Here is a 20164-nt window from a genome sequence, read left to right as displayed (position 1 = left end):
TCCGTAGGGTCGGAGCTATGCGCGTAGTGATAGCCGGCGGGCACGGCAAGATCGCCCTGATTCTCGAACAGCTGTTGTCCGCACGCGGTGACGAGGTGGCCGGGCTCATCCGCAATCCGGCCCAGGCCGCCGACCTGCAGGCCGCCGGGGCCGAGGCCGTCGTGCTGGATCTGGAACGGGCGTCGGTGGACGAGGTCGCCGCCGCCCTCAACGGCGCCGACGCCGTCGTGTTCGCAGCCGGTGCCGGGCCCGGCAGCGGGGCGGCACGCAAGCAGACCGTGGACCGGGATGCCGCGATCCTGCTGGCCGATGCGGCCGAAGCCGCGGGGGTGGGCCGCTACGTGATGGTCTCGGCCCTGGCCGCCGACGACCGGTCGCTGGACGCCAACTACGACGAGGTGTTCCTGGCGTATATGCGGGCAAAGTCCGAGGCCGACGCCGACGTGCGGGCCCGGAGCGGATTGCGCACCACGATCGTGCGGCCGGGCGGGCTCACCGACGAGCCCGGCACCGGGAACGTGACGGTCGCCGAGTCGACCGGCCGCGGCACGATCCCGCGCGCCGACGTCGCGCGGGTACTGCTCGCCGTATTGCACGAGCCGGAGACCGCGGGGCGGACCTTCGAGCTGATCTCGGGCGAGACGCCTATCGACGCAGCGCTGCACCCGACGCGATGAACGACTTGATCTGATCGATGCGGGCGCTGGTCGCGTCCCAACCACGCACGGCTTCCTCGCCGACGATCTTGTGGTCACGGCGGATGACGATGATCCACGGCGTGCCGAACAGTGAGCGGGCCAGCACCCACAGCGGCAGCAGGAGCAGCAACAGCAGGAACTCCGCCGCGACCAGCAGGGCCAACACCAGCGCCGGGATCAAAAGCACTATCAGGGCGACGTTCAGCACGATGCTGATGATGTCGTCCCCGTTGCCGAAGGACGTATCGCCAAAACCCCACTCGTCGGGCATCTTTCGGCGCGGACGCCATGGCAACCAACGCCGGCGTACCGTCCATTTGACGCCCTCAGGGTCAAGGACGCTTGCCACTACTCTTCGTCGAGCTGCGCGGCGACATCGTCGGGGATGTCGATGTTGGTGTACACCTCTTGCACGTCGTCGCTGTCCTCGAGCGCATCGACGAGCTTGAGCACCTTGCGGGCGCCTTCCAGGTCGACCGGCACGCTCACCGAGGGCTGGAAGCTGGCCTCCGCCGAGTCGTAGTCGATGCCGGCGTCCTGCAGTGCGGTGCGCACGGCGACCAGGTCGGTGGGCTCGGAGATGATCTCGAAGGCGTCGCCCAGGTCGTTGACCTCCTCGGCGCCGGCCTCCAGGACGGCCATCAGCACGTCGTCCTCGGTCAGGCCGTTCTTCTCCAGCGTCACCACACCCTTGCGGGAGAACAGGTAGGCCACCGAGCCCGGGTCGGCCATGTTGCCGCCGTTGCGGGTCATCGCGACGCGGACCTCACCGGCGGCGCGGTTGCGGTTGTCGGTCAGACACTCGATGAGCACCGCGACACCGTTGGGGCCGTAGCCCTCGTAGGTGATGTTCTGCCAGTCGGCGCCACCGGCCTCTTCGCCGCCGCCGCGCTTGCGGGCGCGCTCGATGTTGTCGTTGGGTACCGAGCTCTTCTTGGCCTTCTGGATGGCGTCGTAGAGGGTGGGGTTACCGGCCGGGTCTCCCCCGCCGACACGTGCCGCGACCTCGATATTCTTGATCAATTTGGCGAACATCTTGCCGCGCTTGGCATCGATGACGGCCTTCTTGTGCTTGGTGGTGGCCCACTTGGAATGGCCGCTCATGCAGGTACGCCCCTTTTCCGGTTAAAACTCCGGCCCTCCAGTCTACGTGGCCGGTCCTACGGCGCTCGATAAGACGCCTACAGGGCCTGCAGCAAGACGAACGTCACGGCCGCCGCAACGCTGCACAGAACCGGCCAGTACCAGATGTGCCAACGCCGCCAATGCCCGATCGCCATGCCGATCGGCGCGAGCACAACCATCGCCAGGGTGAGCGCCGCCCATCCGACCAGGGTCCCAACCTCATCGGCTTGTTCGGGAAATGCCCCACTGAAACCCATCGGAAAGAGCGCGGCGAACGCCAACAACACGGCGATCAGGCCGACCACGGCCCATGCGACCCAACTGATCACCGACTCGACGACACCAGGCCGGCGCCGGGCGGACGTTGGCGACAGCGCAGACATGTCGGCAGCGTACCGCCGGTGCGCGGGCGGACCGCCGCGATTAATAGCACCTTCATCGTTTCATTAACGGGTTAGCATGCCCGCATGCCGTCAGGAGATGTCACCGTGCGGCTCCGCGGCACCAACCCGCGGCCACGCGCGGGGCGGCCCACCCAAGAACGGGCCGAGCAACGGCATCGCGAGCTCCTCGACTGTGCGCTGGAAGTGTTCCTGGACAACGGATTCGAGCGGTCCACCATCGAGAGCATCGCGGCGGCCGCCGGCATGGCCAAGCGCACCATCTATGGGCTCTACCCCGACAAGGCGACCCTGTTCGAGGCTGCGGTGCAACGCGCCGTGAACCGGTGGCTGGTCCCGATCGAAACGCTGCGGACAGCGGAGTCCGACGACCTCGAGGAAACCCTGCTCGCGCTCGGCCGAATCCGGTTGGCCGGCATCACAAGCCCCGCCGGTATCGCACTGCAACGCATCCTCAACGCGGAAGGCAACCGGTTTCCCCGACTGTTCCGGCTCGTCTACGAACAGGGCACCATGCCGGCGCTGACGTTCATCAGCGAGGTACTCACCCGGCACGCCGAGGCCGGAACCATTCAGATCGGCGATCCCGAAATAGTGGGAAGCGCATTCCTGAGTATGGCGGTCGGCGGCCCCGCCACCGGCGCAATGTGGGGCGTGGCATGGGACCCCGATGATCTGGACAAGCGGATGCGGACCTGCGTGCGCTTGTTCCTCGACGGGGTGAGGCCGCGCAAACCATGACCGGCTCGCTACATCTGAAAGGGACACCATGGATCAAGACACGTACGACAAGGGAATGGCGATCCGGACAGCAGTCCTCGGTGAGGAATACGTCCGCAAGGCGGCCGGGAACGTCGACGCATTCTCCAAGCCGCTGCAGGACCTGGTCACCGAATACTGCTGGGGCGCGGTGTGGGGCCGTGAGGGTCTGGAACTGAAGACCCGCAGCATGCTGAATCTGGCCATGATCGCGGTGCTGAACCGGCCGAACGAATTGAGCACACACATCCGCGGCGCCCTCACCAACGGCGTCACCCGCGAGGAGATCTGCGAGATCTTCCTGCAGGTGGGCATCTACGCGGGTATCCCGGCCGCGGTCGACAGCTTCCGGCTGGCCCGCGCCGTGTTCACCGACCTCGACGAGGAGCGTGCGTGAATCCCGAGATCGGCTTCATCGGGCTGGGCAACATGGGGTGGCCCATGATGGATCGGCTGCTGACGGCGGGATTTCCCGTGGTGGCCTTCGACGTACGCGAGGATGTCCTGGCCGAGGCTGCCGCGCTGGGCGCCCGGCAGGCCGACTCGGTGCGCGCTGTGGCCGACCGTACCGAGACGATTCTGGCCAGTCTGCCCACCCCGCAGATCTCCGAGTCCGTGGTGGCCGACGTCGCCGGCGGTTCCCGGGTCCAGCGCTTCGTCGACCTGTCGACAGTGGGAGGTCAAGCGGCACAACGCAATCACGCGGCTCTCGGCGCGCAGGGCATCGCCGCGCTGGACAGCCCGGTCAGCGGCGGGATGCACGGCGCGCAGGCCGGCACCCTGGCGATCATGGTGTCCGGACCGCGAGCGGAATTCGATTCGCTCGCCCCGATTTTCGAGGTGCTCGGCCGGGCGATCTTCGTCTCCGAACAACCCGGCGCCGCACAGACCATGAAGCTGATCAACAACCTGATGGCCGCCACCACCCTGGCCGCGACCGCTGAGGTGATGGTGATGGGCGTCAAGGCCGGACTGAGCGCCGACGTGATGATCGACGTACTCAACGCCGGATCCGGCGGCACGCACGCCAGCCGGGACAAGTTCCCGCGCGCAGTACTCCCCCGCACGTTCGACTACGGGTTCGCCACCGGCCTGATGGCCAAAGACGTCCGGCTCTACCTCGACGAGGCCACCACCCTCGGACTGCCGGCCGAGATGGCCGAGACCGTGCAACGGATCTGGGAGCAGACGCTGCACGCCGAAGGCCCCGAATCCGACTTCACCTCCGTCATCAAACCGATGGAGAAGGCCGCGGGCGTGATCGTCGAAGGAGGACACCGATGAGCATGCGCGGCGGCTATTTCTTGAGCGGTGCGCGCAGGTCGTACACCGTGTCCGAGCCCACCTTGGTCGGGGTGAAGTTCGCTTTCACCCAGTCGGAGATGTCGGTGTGGGAGTTGTTGCCGAAGAAGCCGCCGTGGTCCTTGTCCTTGGTTTCCGGGAGGATGTAGTAGGTGATCTGCCGGTCACCGACGTAGGTCTGGAACTGTTCCAGCGTCGGTGCCGGATCGGTTCCGGTGAAGCCACCTATCGCCATCACCGCTGTGTCGGTGGACAATTCGAGGCCGGCTGCGGCCCCGGACCGATTGATGGCCGCCGACCACGTGGTGTTGGTTCCCCGCAGCATCGCGTTCACCTCGGGATTGTCGGAGTTCCATCCATGCCCATGGCCCTGGCCGTCGTCGGGATCAGCCGGTCCCACGCTCGGACCGCCTCCGGTGTGCGGCTGGCCCAGCGTGGCCACGGTGTAGGCGGTAGATCCGGCCAGCCCTCCGATGATCGCCACCGCCAACGCGGCGGCCGCCATCCCGCGGGCGCCCGCCCGCAACGCCCAGAGCAGAGCCATGGTGGCCGCGACTGTCACCGCCAGGATCGACCAACGCAGCGGCGGCAGCCACGACGCATTGCGGCCCAGGATCCAGAAACTCCACGCCGCGGTGCCCAGAAGCATGGTGATCAAACCGATCTGGCCCAGCCGGTCAGTGCGCCGGCGCCACATCTCGGTAACGCCGATCGCGAACATCGCCGCCAGCGCCGGCGCCAGCGACAGGCAGTAGTACGGGTGGACCATGCTCTTCATGAAGCTGAGCACCAACCCGTCGATCAGCAGCCAGCTACCGAACAGGATGGTTCCGGCGCGGACCAGGTCGGTCCGTGGCTTCCCGCGCCGCGAGATCAGTACCAGCACCACCGCGAATAGTCCGGCGGGCAGCAGCCAGCCGATTTCGAAGCCGAACTCGCCGGTGAACAGGCGCGGTAGGCCGTGGGTCTGATTGCCGAACCCACCACCGTGCGGCGTGGAGGCGGGAAGCCCGGCCACCTCGGCCGCGGTGACCGGCCCGGCACCCATGTGGTTGTGACCGAGAACCCGGCCGAACCCGTTGTAGCCCAGCACCAGGTTCATGAAGTTGTCGTCGGTGGATCCGGCGAGGTAGGGCCGTGAGGAGGCCGGCCACACCAAGGTGAGCACCACGAACCATCCGGCGGAGGCGAGAAACGCCACCAGCGAGCCGGCCAGGTGCAGCAGACGTTGACGCATCGGAACCGCTGCGGCGACCAGGTACACCAGCCCGATGGCCGGCATGACCATCAGCCCTTCGAGCATCTTGGCCAGAAACGCGAACCCCAGCGCCACTCCGGCGAGAGCCATCCAACGGGCACCGTGGTTGTCCAATGCGCGCACCGCGCAGTAGGCGGCAGCCGTCATCAGCAACACCATCACCGCATCGGGATTGTTGAACCGGAACATCAACGCCGCCACCGGCGTCAGCGCCAAGACCGCACCGGCCAGGAGCGCCGCCCGCGGACCACTGATGCGGCGGACCGCACCGTGCAGCAGCGCAACCGAGCCGACAGCCATCAACGCTTCCGGGATGAGCATGCTGGCGCTGCTGAACCCGAACAGCTGGCCCGACAGACCCATCACCCACTGGGACACCGGCGGCTTGTCCACGGTGATGAAATTGGCCGGGTCCAGCGATCCGAACAGCAGCGCCTCCCAGTTGAGCGAACCGGCCCAGGCCGAGGCCGCGTAGAACTGATTACCCATACCGTTGACAGTGATGTTCCACAGGTAAGCCAGGGCGGTGGCGGCCAGGAGCGCGGGCAGCGCCAGGCGCTCGCGAGCGATCCGCGGGGTGCCTCGGGGGGCTTCGAGGGCAGGCTCGGCGGAGGCATCCTCCAACGTCGTCGTCACAGGTCCATTAAGTCGGGGCCGCCTTTGTCTGAGCTATGTGGCCGCCGGGGATCTGCTGTGATGACGCGCCCTACGAAATCGGCGCGACGACCGGCATCAGGTGTCCCGCGCTTATCCGTGGGCGATCGACGATGGCCGGCCGGCGGGGTTCGACGCGGCGCGTCAGATGAACCAGCGCCTGAAGGTCGATTGAGGGATCGACGCCCAATTCGCGATGAAGCACCTCGGCGTACGCGCAGAACACCCGGCGGGCCTCGACCAAGTTGCCCTCGGCCAGGTGCGCCGAGATCAGCGCCCGCTGAGCGGATTCACGCAATGGTTCACAACCCACCGCCACCATCGCCGACTCCACCGCCTCACTGAACCGGTGTTGCGCCGTCAGCATCTGACTCATCTTCTCCAGTGCGTGCAGAATCTTCTGGCGCATTAGCTCCCGCTCGGTGATTGCCCAGTCGTCGTAACAACCCGGAAGAAGATCAAGTGCCCGAACTTTCTCACCGAAATCGGAGAAATCACCATAGAGCGGGTCGCCGGCGAGAATACGACGCGCCCAATTGGACGTTGCATCGATGTCCACCGCGACGTGTTCGGCGAGCCCGATCGACCACTTATCCGCGTCGACAACGTCTACTCCCGCGCCCCGCAGGCGCCACAGCGCCGACCTCAGATTCCCCGCGGCGCGAATGTCGTCTCCCAGCGGCCACAGCGCTCCGGCGACGTATCGTCGCTCCAGCCTTCCCTTTTGGAGGGCCATGAACGCGAGCAGCCGTTTGCTCCCTTCAGGAACCTCACGCCTTTCCGCGCCGATGGAGACATACGGCCCGTTGACCAAGTGGACCGTCGGAATGCGATTGCCGGATGCGACCTGCACATCGCATTCCTGGTGAATTCCGCTCATAGCCCGCCCCTAGTTGTGGGAATTGCAGTATTACGAGGCTAACCACGCACCGTCACCGGCTTGTCACGACTGGCACCTTTGGCGTGTCGCCTTCAATGGCATGAATAATCATGTCATCGTCTCGTCCATATCAATCGAGTAGTCGACTACTCGATTTTTGAATAGGCGTCAGCCGTGACCGCTTTGATAGCGCCTCAGAAATGCGGCCACCTCATCAATCGCCGCACCCGCATCGGTGAAAGACTCCACTCGCTCGACCCGGCGGGCGTGAAGATCGCGCGAAGCCAGGTACACCGTCATCACCCGAAAGAGAACCTGGCCTTCGAGGACGTCCACGCTCACCGAGCACACGCCCGACGTCATCGGCTCATCGCTACTCATGACTGCCGACTCGCTACCGAATCTGCGGGGTTCGAATGATGAAGATCGCCTCGGCGAGGCGGGTGTGGTCGTAGGCCGGCACGATCACTTCGTTCTCACGCCACGTATCGAACGGCAGCAGGTCCACGCCGAGCAGTCCGGAACGCACCGACATCAGTGCCACCCGATGGTTTGAACCCGACGCGGTGGTGGCCAGAACCATCAACCGGTAATCGGTGCTCTCGTCGACTTTGGCTTGCAACTTGCCCAATTCGGTGTCGGTTTGGGGGCGTGCCCATGCATCGACGGGGAAGCTCAATGTCGCCACCTTGCTCGCCGAAAGGAGAAGTTCCGTGTGTTCCCCTACCCATTTCCCCACCACCGACCATCGCGACCCCCTGCCGGCACCCGGAAATTCCTCCACGTCCACCAGATAGACCGGCACCTTGTCGACCTTCGGCGGCCCGCAGGCCCGGACGAACACCATCCACGGGTATTCCCCCTGCGGTTTCAGCTGGGTGAGGTCGGTCCTGGCGGCAACGGGCACCAGCAGTTGCACGAACGGATGTGGCGCGGTTCCCGCCGCCACCGGGATGCGGTCGAGGTGTTGGGCCTGTTCGAGCGCCCGGAGCGCGCAGTCGGCCCGCACTTCGACGACCTCCAGATCGACCGCCGTACCGAACAAGCTCTTGAAGTACTGATCCGGGGCCTGATCCGATGGCCGGGGAAGGACGCCTGCCGGCGGGAGTTCCTCGAAGCTGCTCACCAATGCCGCCTCGCGCAGCTCCTCGTCGAGCCGATCGCGCTGCGCTTCGACCAAACTCTTGAGCTCGTCGGCCAGCCGCGTCTGCCTTCCCTTCTGGTGGAGCAGGCCCTCGAAGTCGTGAATCAGCTTGCGCTGCTTGTCCTCGCAGCTACCACCCGTGACCGTCAGCCCGGCTCCGGTATCCACGAGTTGTGCCTCGAATTGCAGTACCTGCGCCATGAAGATGTTCCACGGCCGCAACCCGAGGCGGTTCTCCCACACCGCCCGGGCCGGTCCGTCGCCGATGTCGCGGCGGGCAGTCCAGGTGTCCACCACCCACTTTCCGCCGACCTGGAACAGGACCGCCAGCCGCACCGGGCCGGACGGTGCGGCCGATTCCGGAGCCCCGGCCCGCCACAGCCTACCCAGCGGCCCACCGACCGGACGGCCCCCACCGGTCGGTGTGAGCCACGGATCCGAGCCGGACCGTTCCCGCTCGAAGTACCGTGACGCCAGCCGGTTTCGCTTCAATGATGCCGGTGCGCCGGCCAGCCCGTCGAGGCTGTCACGGCTGAGCCTGATCGTCACCGCCGCGTCCAGCCACGGCCGGATGGTGGCCCCGCCGCACGGGTCGCTGCAGAGTGTTCCGTAGACCGCTTCGCTGCCCGCGGCTCGCGGGTCGGCGGCGACCACCTCGACCACCCAGAATTCGTTGGCGCCGAGTTCGGGCAGGGCGTCGAGTTTCAGGGTGACGTCGCTGACCAGCCGCAGCGGCCGCCGGGAACCGTCGATCGCCAGGCCCGGCGCCACGTGAAGGTTGGGACCGTCGAGTGCCACGGTGTATCCGTAATCGACGCCGGGGCCCGCTGCGACACCGGCCAGAAGTGCGAATTCCTCTGCGTACGCCTGCATCTGACCTAGGTGCTCGGCGCGCAGGAACAGACCGTTCGCGGCGTTGAGTGCCCGCAGCCCACTGTCGGCGACCGTCACTTCCGGCGGCTGCGGCAGCGCAGGGGCCGCTTGCGGTGACGTGTCCACCGGTTTCCAGGTGGTCATTGTGCTGCCTCCGTCGGATAGAGCGGCTTCTCGAAAACGAGGACCGCGTCGTGGCCGTCGTTGCGCGAGCCCGGTGGGTCATCGACCAGCCCGGCCAGTGGAACTGACGGGTCCTCCCCGAACACGGGTGTCGGACCGGTGCCGTGGATGATCACCCGGACCGTGTCGTATGCAGGCGCGTCGGCAAGAGTCACCACGATTCGCTCTTCCCCGGGCCGGTAGTGCACGGTGTCGACGTCCTCGTCGACCCAGCCGCGGTGCGACAGCGAGGTGATCCGGACGGCGCGCCGGCCCGCCGACCCCGGGTTGAGTGGTTTGGTCAGGTGGATCGTGCACACGGTTTCGTCCTGCGACCATTCGACGAATCGCACGCGCGGCCCTCCGGCGTCCTCGGCGACCGGACCGATCACCGCCGGTGCCAGACCACACAGCAGCTCCTGAATGGTCGCGGTCGGCAACAGCGTTGTGCGGCAGGCGGGGTCGACATGTGCGTCGACCACTTCGAGACACCCGCTCGAGTCGTCCACCACGATCGTCACGCACGCGAGCGCGACGGCGGCGCACTCGGGCAGTACCGGATACATCGTCGAATGCCCCGTCATCGGGTCGTCCGGTGGCGCGATCTCGGCGACGTCGAGTGCAGCCAGGGCGCGGAACGCGGCGAGCAGCACCTCAGGGCGTTCGCCGGGCGGTGCCGCGGCAGCGCGGTGCCGGGCATGCAGAGCCTGTTCGCCGGCCGGATCGCACTCGCCGACATCGTCGATGCCGAGCAGGACCCGCACGCGGTGATACGGCTGTGGTCCGGTGATGCAGTGTCCGGGTCGCAGGCTCAGCTTGCTGGTCTCGACCACCCGGGAGTAGTCGTCATGTTTACGGCTGACGTCGCACGGGTCGGCCAGTGTGGGCACCGGCGCGGTGCGGCAGCAGTCGAAAGCGACCTCCAGGCAGACCGTGAACTTCCGCTTGCCACAACCTTCCGGTACGACGGATCCGTGGTGCTCTACCCAGTCGCGCAAGTCGACGCACCAGCTGGTCTCCTGGATGAGTTCACGTCCCAGTCCGTCGATCGCCAGTCCGGCGGTGACGCGCAGTTCCCGTCTCCCCTCGATGCACGCCTGGTAGCCCCAGACCACACCGGACCGGTGCAACCAGGCCGAGTGCAGCATCTGCTTGCCACGAGGATTGCCGGCGAGGACCCGGAAGTCGTCCTCCCCGAGCAACATTCCGTACGCGACCCGGAGGGCGAGAAACGGATTCGAGGCCAAGTCAGTGATGCACGAGTCGCATGTGCAGGACACCGTTTCGGTGTGGTTACAGGTCATTTCGTCTCCTCGATGGTTCGCCGGGGAACGGCATCGCGGCCTTCGTGTATTCACGACGCACGGCTGTGATGAGGTGGTTCTGCGTGACTGTCCGGTTCTCGGATGCGGCCATGAAGGCCGCCGCGATGGATGCGTTACGGATTGCCGCGCCCGTAACCGGGTACAGCCGGGCGAGGACGTCGAGATCGACGTCGCCGGCCAGATGCCCGGCCGGAAGGTGCAGTGACCACAACGCCAGGCGGGCTGGTTCATCTGGGAGCGGCAGGTCGATGACGAAGTCCATGCGGCGCAGGAACGCACCGTCGATGTTGTTGCGCAGGTTACTGGCCAGCAACACCAGGCCGTCGAATCGGTCGAGCCGCTGCAGCAGGTATGCGGTCTCCAGGTTGGCGTAGCGGTCGTGAGCGTCGGATACCTCCGTGCGGGCGGCGAACAACCAGTCGGCCTCGTCGACGAACAGCACGGCCTGGGTTCGCTCGGCGACGTCGAATGCGGCGGCAAGGTTCTTCTCGGTCTCCCCGATCCATTTCGACACCATCTGGCTGGCGTCGATCTGCAACAGGTCCGTCTTGGCAGCGGTCGCCAGCGCCTCGGCGGCCAGCGACTTGCCGGTCCCCGGCGGACCCGTCAACAACAGGCGGCATCCGCGCGACGCGCGGGCCTGGCCATTCAGGTACCAGTCCTCGAGCACTTGGGCCTGGTGCTCGAGTCGCGAAACGGCCTCGTGCAGTTGCACACCGGCGTCGTCGGGCAGGATCAACCGTTCCCACGGCACCGACGGCGTCAGCAGCTCGACGCCGGCCGGCAGGCTGACCCCGGCCCGGGCCCGGATCAATCCCGAGATGCCGCTGACATCCGTTTCGCCGTCGCCCAACCGATACCCGGCCCGGGCATCGAGGGCCACCTGCACGGTCAACGCCGGGTCGAGCGGATGGCGGGCCGCGAGATAGGAGGCCGCACTGTCGAATTCGGGTAGGGCCGCACTCCAGGCGTCGCGCCGGTCGGCGGGGGTGACCGGGCCGAGCGGCACCAGGATGACGGGCCGGTTCCGGCCTACCCGCAGCGATCCTGGCGGCGCGCAGACCAGCAGCGGCCCCGGCACATCATCGATGTCGAGAACAGCGGATCCGGCGGCAGGCTCGGTCAACGGGTCGACGACGAGCAGCGCCACAGCGTTGTGGGCCGCGGCATGCAGCGCAAGCAGCCTGATCGCTTCGCCGTCATAGGCCTTGGCCCGGCCCGCCATCAACTGCACACCGGCGGTCTCCCCGAGGGCCGCGCACCGCGCCAGACCCACGGTCTCGTCCTGCGACTGGACCAGCACGGTGCGGGCCCCCGGTGAGGTCAGCGCGGCGGCCGCCCGCTGCACAGCGGGTAGTGCACTCCATCGGGCCAGCCCCGGCGGCACTGCGCCGATATCCACTCCACGCACCGCATCCGGGAGCCTGCGGTGACCGTGCAGGGCCGTCCAGATGCCCGGGGCCGGCCGCAGCACCTGCTCGAACAACGGGGCATTGCCACCGATCCTCACGATGCCCTGACCGCAGAGCCGACCGGTCGAGATGATCCGGCGAAGGGTGTGCCGATCGATCTCCTTGCGCTCCAGCACAAGTGCGGCGATGCCCACGGTCGGCCATGGTTCCCCGATGGGCCCCATCGCCCGGAACGTCGCCGCGAGACCCTCGTGTTCCTCGGGCAGCCCCGCCAACAGCAACAGATCGCGCTCGGGGTCGGTGAGCCCGTAACGCTCGACGACGTTGCACAGCGGATCGGGTCCCGACAGAGCTGTCGCGTCACGGGTCGTCGCCCAATCACGCAGGAACCCGGCCGTCTCCGCGGCCCCCGATTCTTTACTGCCCGCAGCGGCGACGACGTCGGCGAGGATCATGGCGATGTCGGATGCCAGCGCTGACAATCCCAGGCTGCTCGGCCGTCCAGTCGGCGCCAGCGTGCTAGTCATAGCAGAACCTGACGACGCAACCGAGCCACGGTATCCATCCGGGATCGAGATCCAGACCCGCACGGCGCACATCGATGTCGACGTCGTCAAGGTCCAGATGCACGTCGATCCATCCGGGTTCCGCAACGATCGAGCCGCGACGGAGAGCAACGCGCATGCAGACATCCGCCGGGTCCTCGTCGGTCACATCCATGCGTTCCGCGGTCACCGCGAGCCACCGGGACGCGTACGTCTCAACCCGCCCCTGCTCCTCATCGGTGAGCGGCTCCGCGGGCCGGGGTGGCCCGCATAACGCGAGCAGGGTCGGGTCACCTGCGGAGATCGGGACCATCGCCTGGATCAGCGCGCCGAGGATGCGCCACAACGGACATCCGGCCAGGACCGGATCGGTGAAGAATTCGTCGGGGATACCGGCATCCGCGGCCGTGTTGAGGAAGAACAGCGCGCCCGCCCAGAGTGTCTGTGCGGGTTCATCCCGGTCGGCGTCGGCCGCGGCAGGCTCACAGTTTCCCGACTCTGTAGCCGGTGGCGTCGCATCGAACGCCGCAGCCTCGGATCGCCTGTCCGCACCCAGGAAGCCTGGTGCCGCCCGGTCCTCAGAGCGAATGAAATGATCTGCCACCACGGCGATTACCGTGTCCGAGTCAGTGCGCAACAAGACCGACGGAGCCGCCTCCGCAATGGCGATCACCGCCCAGGCCCATGCGAGCGGCCGCTCGACCCGGATGGACATCCGGGCCAGCGCCGCCGCCAGAACGGAACGGCCGACCACATCACCTGCCAGTGCCGCCGAACGTTCAGCGGGTCTGCCGGGGTGTTGAGCCGGGAACGATTCGACCGCGACTGTCCGCAGGGCTGGACCGTCCGGAAGGCCGGTGACGCCCGGCGCGATGCGGGTGGAACCGCCAAGTGCACCAAGGGCGATCGACGCCAACTCGGTCCAGCCGGTAGCGCCCAACACCCGGTGCAGGGATGTCGCGCCCATCGCTCGAACGCAGGCTGCCACCGCAGCAATCGCGTCCCGTGGATGTCGACCCAATGCGGCAAGAACCAGCCGCGCCTGGTCCCTGCCTGCCTCGCCCACGCCGCGATCGGCCGGGGACAGGAGCCCGACCTGGCGCCAGGCCCACTCGTGGCCGTCGTCGTGCCGTACCGCTGAGGTCAGGAAATCGATGAGGGCATCGACGATCCTCGGATAGAACACGAGACCGCCGGACCGGTCGGCGAGCGCGGCGGCGACCGCATCGACGAGCGCCCGTGACCACTGCGTTTCCAGGGCCGCATCGGACCGGTCGAAGTCAAGGGCCAGTGCGACGTCGAGCCGGCGAACACACCAATACCCCTGCGGTAGCGCCACTTCGGCCAGTGCGGCGTCGAGCCGGCTCGCTGCGACGTGCTGGAGCAGCGTGCTGATCCGGGATTCAGTGCCGGCCCGGTCATCGCTGTTCGCCACCGCGGTCGCGGTGAGCCGATCGATCGTCAACTCCGTCATCCGACCAGGACCTGTCCCGCGTAGGAATCCTGGCCCAACCGGCTGCCGATGGCCGGGGTACCGATGATGCCGTCAGCGCCCAGACGTACCTCACCGAGGCGCAGCGGGATCCAGTCGGCGGCCGGGCCGACGAACGACGTGATGCCGACCCGGACGGTGCCTACCCGCATGCCTGCGCCGAGTTCCTGCACCGAACCGGCGGTGTGCGCCGGCGCCTGGGTCTGCAGCAGGCCGGTCAGCACTTCGCATTGCTCATCGGTGAGATTCCCGGGTATCAGCAACGTGAACCTGTGCGCCGAGGTCGCGAACGATGTCGGTTGCAGAACAGTGCCACCGACGGTGAATCGGCCCAGGGTGCCTGTTTCACGCACGGAGGCACCGACGTTCGGAGTCTTATCGCCATCGGGGGTGGTGCCCAGTATGGTCCCGCCGATACCCCGTAGCTGCCAGTGCTCGATGATCTGTGTCTGGCGGTCGAGATAGATGTCGGCCATCCGCCGCAGCGCCCGGACCGTACCGCGGTAGCGGAACAGATCGAACGCCTCGGCCAGCAGGGTCCGCCGCGCCCCCTCCGGCCACCGCGGATCAAGCGCCAGCCCGAGGAAACTCGCCAGCCAAGGCAACAGATCGGCTCGCACGGTCGCCGGATCGAGCAGTAGCTCAGCACGCCGGTCGGCCTTCTGATCGAGATCGTGCAGCATCCCCTCGGCGGGCGCCAGCATCCGGAAGAGGTAGTCGGGATTGTTCTCGTCGCGGGAGAACACTCGCGGGAGGGTTTCGAGCAAGGCGTGCCCCGGCCGTTCCACCCTTATTGCCCGCAGGCGCGGCGTCACCCGTTCGGTGCCCTTGAGCGCCACCTCCAACCACAGGTAGCGGCCGCGAGGCGCATGCACCGGCGCCTCATAGAGGGGGAACTCGTCAGGGCAGGTGTCGTGCTGCGGCCGGCGGTAGACACCGAATACGGTGGCGTCGTCGAAGATCGGTCGCGTCGATGCGTCATCGGCCGTCATCGCACGGATGGACATCGCCGTGCCCTTCGGCAGACATGCGGTGAAGAAGGCTCTCCCCCAGCGGGTCCGGTCCACCCGGCTGTCGAGCGGACCGATCGTGACCGTCCCTTCGGTCAGGTGCTTGGCGACCGATCCGGTTGTCCACCGGATGCCGGCGACAGTGGTGTACGCGACGTGTCCGCGCGGATCTACACAGATGGCGCCGCCGTCGAAATCCGGTGCGCCCACCGGCTCCAGTTCCAGGTCACCCGTCGGCTCCCATCGCCGGAAGGGGTCCCCGGGCACGCCGGCCACAATGATCGTTCCGTCCGGCATGATGTCCAGGTCGGTGGCCGCGGTGGTCTCGATCAGCACCGTGCCGTCCGGACGTGTCACTACGCTCTGACCACCGCTGTTGCGCCACAGGATGATCGGTCCCGCCGACACCCGGATCGCCTCCAGTCCATGCGGATAGCACGGACGCACGAGGGCCGGCCCGGCCGCGGGCCCGCTTCTGCCCTCGATGAGAAACAGTGTTTCGGCACCCGGTATCAGCGCGACCACCCCGCCGCACTGCGCGGCCACGTCGACCGGCGCCCCGCACATGACGACACGATGAAGTACACGACCGGAATCCAGGTCGAGCACGCGGACCGCACGTTCGGCCCCGTCGGCGACATACAGCCGGTTTGCCTCGTCGACGGCCAGGCCGCGCGGTGCCGGGAACCCCGGCACGGTGCGCCGTTCCGTTGAGCCGGGGCTCAGTACATCGATGGCGTGCGCCCGGCTGCGGTAGGCCCGGCACTGATGGTCGAATGCCAGCCCGCCGGGTGGAACAGTCTGACGCTCATCCGGGCACGAGGTGGATTGGGGCCGATCCGTCCAACCGAGTTCGACGCCACCGCCCGGCAAGGGCACGGTGTCGCGGAGTTGGCAGTCCGCCCATTGTTCGGGCTCGACCACCAGGCTCAACGCTCGGTCGGCAGCCATCAGCACACGTCCGGCGGCAGCGGTACGGGTTCGGTTTCCGGTGGCGCGGGTTCGTAGGGCACACCGGCGGGCAGCGGCTCACCGGAAACGACGGTGAGGCCGACGATCTCGGGCATCTCCCAACGCTTGAGCTCGACAGTCTCCACGGTGTGGTAGCCCGTCGAGCCCGGGACCGCCAGCAATAGCCCTGTCATGTACTCGACGCCTTCGACCTGCACCGCCACGGCTTCGAGCTCTGCTCGACGTACGGTCCGCCCCAGCGGCCACCCGTTCCCGTCGGGGCCCAGCGGTGGCAGCCCCGACAGATACTGCCGCAGTATGGTGTCGACCCATCGGCGGACCGCATCCACCTGATAGCCCGACTTGACTTGAATTCCAGCTGATACCACAACTTTCCGATAGGTCGGCGGGATCACGTACAACTCGGTGGTGACGAGCCGACGGACATCGAGATAGCGGGCGACACTGCGCAGCAACACGAAATCGGGCATCGGTGCCGACGGGTTCTGCTGGTCCTCCGTAGGGAACACCACGACGCTGACCACACCGGCTGCGGCCACATCGGGTGTGTCGGGATGCAACAGTGGCAGCGTCTCGGCCCGGGCAACCCCGGCGACCTCCAACGCGAGATCACGGAAATCGTCGGCGATCACCGCACGGTCCCGCCGGTGCACCCGCGCGGGGATCTCGTCGAGGGCGTCGGCCAGGGAGGCGGGATCCACCCCTCCCGTCGCAGGGAACGGATTGACGGCATCTACTCCGGCGGCCGCGGTACCGATCTTCGAGATCGATTTCGCGACAACGTTTCCCGCTACTCCCCCGCCGTATCGATACGACCGTGTCCTGATCCGCTGGCCTCGCTGCGGCACCTCCTTACCGTCGAAAGTCACCGCACCGGCGGCGTAGTCGACCGTGAACGTGGAGGCGCCGACGCCGCCGGTCGCATACGGCGCAACCTCCGTCCAGGGCTTCCAGCCGTCGGTCTCTTCGACGTCCAGCTCGACGTTGCCCGGCAGCACGGGCCGTTGCGCCAAGGGGAAGCGCTGGTCGGTGTCGCCGTCACCGGTACCGAGGAACTCCGGTGTCGCCGTCAACGACTGGATGACGCCGACGGCATTGACCCCGATCCAACTGACATTGCGGATCGCATCATTGATGTGTACCTGCGCCGGTCGGGATACCCGAAGCCACGCAACAACGTTGGCCTGGTCCTTCTCATCGATCAGGGGTGGTGGGCTGTCGGCGCCGCCACCGGGGTTGACCGGGTCGTAGACCGGTAGCACCGGAAGCGTCTTGGGCAGGATGACCTCGACGGTGCCCGTGGTGGTCAGGCCGCGCGTGGTGTCGTCACCGATGTCGAGGGTGGTGAACGCCACCTTGGCGTCCGGGCCCTGCCACAGTTCCCACAACATCGCGGGAGGGTCCACCGTGAGTTGCGGTGACGCGAATGCCGCGGCTCCGGCCGCGTCGAGGTTCTGCAGCGCGAACGGTTCGGCCACCGTCGTGTCGAACGCCATCCCGATGTACACGCCTCGCCCGGACAGCTTGGACAGGTCGGTGGTCTTCGTGCGTTGCACGGCGATCCAGAGGAAATGGTCGATGCTCGCGCTGATGTCGACCGGCGCGGCACCGGGTTCGGTCGGGTCTGCCGGTATCTGGGCGGTCTCGTAGAAGGCGGCCATCGTCGGATCGAGATTCGCCCGGTGGGCGGCGTCAGACCTGCGGTCCTGTTCGGCCTGCGTATCGGCGTCGGCGACGCGAATCTTGGCTGCGGCGATCACGCTGATCGGCCAGACGACGATGTCACCCTGCGTTTCGAATTTGACCGAGCCGCCACTGGCGATGCTGCCCCGCGGAACCTCGACGCCCTCGGGAAGTTCTGTACTGCAGGCCACCACGGTGCCGGCCGGTTCCGCATTGCGTGGCGTGACACCCAGCATCCGCAGGAACGCGACCTTGGTGGTGTCCGGGATCTGATTGAACCGGTACAGAAGTGATTCACCGAGATAGGCGAACAACTCGAGCAGGGCGATGCCTGGATCGCTGCGGTTGAAGTTCGTCCACTCGGGGGTGTAGACCGGGATGCGGTCAACCAGCTCCTGACGCAGCTGCTCGAAGGTCCGGTTGTCGAGTATCGGACTGATCAGCGCCATGACGACGCCCCTAGGTCAGGTAGAACGGGTACACCAGGTTGTCCGGCTTGCGGTCGGCAACCCGTACGTAGGCGATCTCGATCCATACCAGAGAAGGTTCCTCACCCGGCGTCACCGCAACGTTCGTCAATCGAATCCGCGGCTCCCACTTCTCCAGTGCCGCGGTTATATCGCTCTCCATCGCCGAACGAGTCATCAACGAGTTCGTCTCCATCAGATACCGGCGCAGACCACACCCGAAGTCGGGCAACATGATCCGCTCCCCCGGCTCGGTGTTCAGGATCATCTCGATCGACTGCCGAACCAGATCCATGCCGTCAACCGTCGGCAGCAGCCCCGTCTTCTCGGGCCGCATGGGGAAACTCAGGCCGGTACCGAGCCACGCGTCAGCCACGTTGGAGGTCATGCGTGCAGTGTCGGCGGCCGGGCGTCACCGGGGCGTTGCCGGGACGATATCGACGGTGTACTCGTCAACCCACGTCATGCCTGCCCACACCTCCAACACATAGCGGCCGGGCTCGGACGGCGCACGGATCTCCACTTCGATAGGCTCTTTCGCCGTCACGGGTAGCGATTTGACTGTGACCGGAGGACCGTCGGTGGCTCCCGCAGGGACGACAACGATCCGTTTGGCCCCGCCGTCTCCCAGGCTGTCGTAATCCGCCGGCACCACCAGGTGGAATCTGATGAACGAGCCCACCTGCGTGCCACGGATGTCCTTGAACTCGAATCCGAGCTTGGTCCGTGGCTTCGGTATGACGTCGAGGGGGAACGTAAGCTGCGGCGTCTTGTGCTCACCGAGATCAGCTTGCGGCACATTGGGTCCGGTCGGCGGCGGGCCGTCGGGCATCCGAGTGGCGGAACGACCGACGACCAGTTCCAGAATCTTCATCAACCCGTCCTTGATCCCGTCGTTGATGAACCGCCGTATGGCGTCGTCGATCATCTTCTTCGCTTCATCCTTGGGCAGAACCGGCTGCAAGGAAGCGAGGAGGTCACGCAGCGTCCGCACCAGCCGATCTTTGGTCGCTGCGTCCTGGGCACGTTCGATCAACTCGGTCAGCACTGTGATCTGGCCGACGGTGTTCTGGGGCGTTGGTGCGGGTAACGGCCGGAACGGATTACTGGAGGGTGGCCGCTTCTCGTCGCCTCCCGGCGTTGCCGGGCTCGCTCCGGCGGCAGGCGGCGGGCTGTCCGTTTCGATCTCGAAGTCGGCGACGACGATGATGGACTTGCCAGTCGTGCCGAAATCAAAGTAGACGCTCCACTGCAATGTTCCCGCCCGATCGATCTGGAGTTGATGGATCGGCATGTCCCTCGCCGCGGGAGTCTTGGATCCGAGTGACACATCGAGTGCCGTGCGGTGACCGTCATAGCGTGGATGGTCGTCGCGATAATGCGCTTCGGCGAGAACCGTCCCGTCTTTGGCCGTGTACGTCATGTCGTTGGTGATCGCGACCGTGAATTGATCACTCGGGAACACGGCATCACCGGGATCGACCCAGAAGGTGTTGTGCAGGCGCAGCGTCTCCGGCGCCCGGATCTTGAATATCGAAGGATTCGACCAGGATTCAAATCCTGGTCCCAGAATCGTCGTACCCGCATGCATGCTGCTCGCCATCAAGCGGTTCATCGCGACGATGGTGAAGTTCGCCTGCGCTTCGTCCTTCGTCCACGTGCCGCCCGATGTCGGCGGATCGACGTCGCGCTCGATCTTCGGCGGCGCCGAGGTCCGTGATTGGGCGACGACGTGAGCCAGTTCGTGGCGCAGTAACCCGTCCCCCTCCTGGGTCCCCGGTCGGTACTTGCCGGGGCCGAACACCACGTCGTCACCGTATGCGTAGGCCGATGCGCCCTGCGCGACGGCCGATTCCGCGGCTTCAGACCCCGTGTGCAGGCGGACCCGGTCGGCGTCGAAGGTCTTGTCGTCGCCGAGCAGGCGACGTTCGGCATCCGAGAGCCGTCGGCCATTGCCGAGATCACGGTCCACGCCAAGGACGATCCTCAGCTCGCGTCACCG

The 20164-nt window shown here is 66.7% G+C and carries 18 protein-coding genes; 4 read left to right on the top strand and 14 right to left on the bottom strand.

Annotated elements, in window-relative coordinates; genetic code table 11:
* Positions 1–17 precede the first annotated feature (17 nt).
* Positions 18–677: an SDR family oxidoreductase gene (locus tag EYZ64_RS13955; protein ID WP_135453967.1), complete on the top strand. Its 660-nt coding sequence runs from the start codon at positions 18–20 to the stop codon at positions 675–677.
* On the opposite strand, the gene EYZ64_RS13950 is transcribed toward EYZ64_RS13955, so the two are convergent.
* The 3 genes from EYZ64_RS13950 to EYZ64_RS13940 form a co-directional block, all read right to left on the bottom strand.
* A complete protein-coding gene (locus EYZ64_RS13950; protein ID WP_135453966.1) occupies positions 646–1047 on the bottom strand; it encodes a hypothetical protein in 402 nt (133 codons plus the stop codon). The two genes, EYZ64_RS13955 and EYZ64_RS13950, sit on opposite strands and share 32 nt — an antisense overlap.
* Positions 1047–1802, bottom strand: a complete 756-nt coding sequence (locus tag EYZ64_RS13945; RefSeq protein ID WP_135453965.1) for a YebC/PmpR family DNA-binding transcriptional regulator — start codon at positions 1800–1802, stop codon at positions 1047–1049. The genes EYZ64_RS13950 and EYZ64_RS13945 overlap by 1 nt, the downstream gene beginning before the upstream one ends.
* A 77-nt stretch (positions 1803–1879) precedes the next feature.
* Complete coding sequence (locus tag EYZ64_RS13940) at positions 1880–2206, bottom strand: hypothetical protein (RefSeq protein WP_135453964.1); 327 nt, start codon at positions 2204–2206, stop codon at positions 1880–1882.
* 84 nt (positions 2207–2290) lie between these two features.
* Here EYZ64_RS13940 and EYZ64_RS13935 point away from each other — a divergent pair, with 84 nt between their 5' ends.
* The 3 genes from EYZ64_RS13935 to EYZ64_RS13925 are packed head-to-tail and all read left to right on the top strand — an operon-like array spanning position 2291 to position 4267.
* The gene (locus tag EYZ64_RS13935; RefSeq protein ID WP_135453963.1) at positions 2291–2965 is read left to right on the top strand and encodes a TetR/AcrR family transcriptional regulator; all 675 of its coding nucleotides are present in this window, start codon (positions 2291–2293) and stop codon (positions 2963–2965) included.
* Between the two features lie 28 nt (positions 2966–2993).
* Positions 2994–3380: a carboxymuconolactone decarboxylase family protein gene (locus EYZ64_RS13930; RefSeq protein WP_135453962.1), complete on the top strand. Its 387-nt coding sequence runs from the start codon at positions 2994–2996 to the stop codon at positions 3378–3380.
* Positions 3377–4267, top strand: a complete 891-nt coding sequence (locus EYZ64_RS13925) for an NAD(P)-dependent oxidoreductase (RefSeq protein WP_135453961.1) — start codon at positions 3377–3379, stop codon at positions 4265–4267. Before EYZ64_RS13930 ends, EYZ64_RS13925 begins: the two co-directional genes overlap by 4 nt.
* 13 nt (positions 4268–4280) lie before the next feature.
* On the opposite strand, the gene EYZ64_RS13920 is transcribed toward EYZ64_RS13925, so the two are convergent.
* From EYZ64_RS13920 to EYZ64_RS13875, 11 genes are all read right to left on the bottom strand, one after another.
* Positions 4281–6179 carry a glycosyltransferase family 39 protein gene (locus tag EYZ64_RS13920; RefSeq protein WP_135453960.1) on the bottom strand — a complete coding sequence of 633 codons (1899 nt, stop codon included), beginning with the start codon at positions 6177–6179 and terminating at the stop codon, positions 4281–4283.
* 70 nt (positions 6180–6249) lie between these two features.
* The gene (locus EYZ64_RS13915) at positions 6250–7077 is read right to left on the bottom strand and encodes an AfsR/SARP family transcriptional regulator (RefSeq protein ID WP_135453959.1); all 828 of its coding nucleotides are present in this window, start codon (positions 7075–7077) and stop codon (positions 6250–6252) included.
* 168 nt (positions 7078–7245) lie between these two features.
* Positions 7246–7458, bottom strand: a complete 213-nt coding sequence (locus EYZ64_RS13910) for a hypothetical protein (RefSeq protein WP_135453958.1) — start codon at positions 7456–7458, stop codon at positions 7246–7248.
* A gap of 13 nt (positions 7459–7471) precedes the next feature.
* Positions 7472–9238 (bottom strand): hypothetical protein, encoded by a 1767-nt coding sequence (locus EYZ64_RS13905; RefSeq protein ID WP_135453957.1) that lies wholly within the window; start codon positions 9236–9238, stop codon positions 7472–7474.
* Positions 9235–10560: a hypothetical protein gene (locus EYZ64_RS13900; protein ID WP_135453956.1), complete on the bottom strand. Its 1326-nt coding sequence runs from the start codon at positions 10558–10560 to the stop codon at positions 9235–9237. The genes EYZ64_RS13905 and EYZ64_RS13900 overlap by 4 nt, the downstream gene beginning before the upstream one ends.
* On the bottom strand, positions 10550–12520 hold the full coding sequence (locus tag EYZ64_RS13895; RefSeq protein ID WP_167857826.1) for an ATP-binding protein: 1971 nt from the start codon (positions 12518–12520) through the stop codon (positions 10550–10552). The genes EYZ64_RS13900 and EYZ64_RS13895 overlap by 11 nt, the downstream gene beginning before the upstream one ends.
* Positions 12513–14012, bottom strand: coding sequence for a hypothetical protein (locus tag EYZ64_RS32035; RefSeq protein WP_167857825.1), 1500 nt, complete (start codon positions 14010–14012; stop codon positions 12513–12515). Before EYZ64_RS32035 ends, EYZ64_RS13895 begins: the two co-directional genes overlap by 8 nt.
* Complete coding sequence (locus EYZ64_RS13890) at positions 14009–15991, bottom strand: phage tail protein I (protein WP_135453954.1); 1983 nt, start codon at positions 15989–15991, stop codon at positions 14009–14011. The genes EYZ64_RS32035 and EYZ64_RS13890 overlap by 4 nt, the downstream gene beginning before the upstream one ends.
* A complete protein-coding gene (locus tag EYZ64_RS13885; RefSeq protein WP_135453953.1) occupies positions 15991–18144 on the bottom strand; it encodes a putative baseplate assembly protein in 2154 nt (717 codons plus the stop codon). The genes EYZ64_RS13890 and EYZ64_RS13885 overlap by 1 nt, the downstream gene beginning before the upstream one ends.
* Positions 18145–18154: 10 nt before the next feature.
* Positions 18155–18550, bottom strand: coding sequence for a GPW/gp25 family protein (locus EYZ64_RS13880; protein ID WP_135453952.1), 396 nt, complete (start codon positions 18548–18550; stop codon positions 18155–18157).
* A gap of 24 nt (positions 18551–18574) precedes the next feature.
* The gene (locus tag EYZ64_RS13875) at positions 18575–20134 is read right to left on the bottom strand and encodes an eCIS core domain-containing protein (protein WP_167857824.1); all 1560 of its coding nucleotides are present in this window, start codon (positions 20132–20134) and stop codon (positions 18575–18577) included.
* Between the last annotated feature and the right edge of the window lie 30 nt (positions 20135–20164).

The organism is Mycobacterium sp. DL99 (assembly GCF_004762045.1).
Lineage (GTDB): Bacteria > Actinomycetota > Actinomycetes > Mycobacteriales > Mycobacteriaceae > Mycobacterium.
The sequence above is the reverse complement of the archived record's forward strand: the minus strand, read 5'-3'. Positions and strand labels throughout refer to the sequence as shown.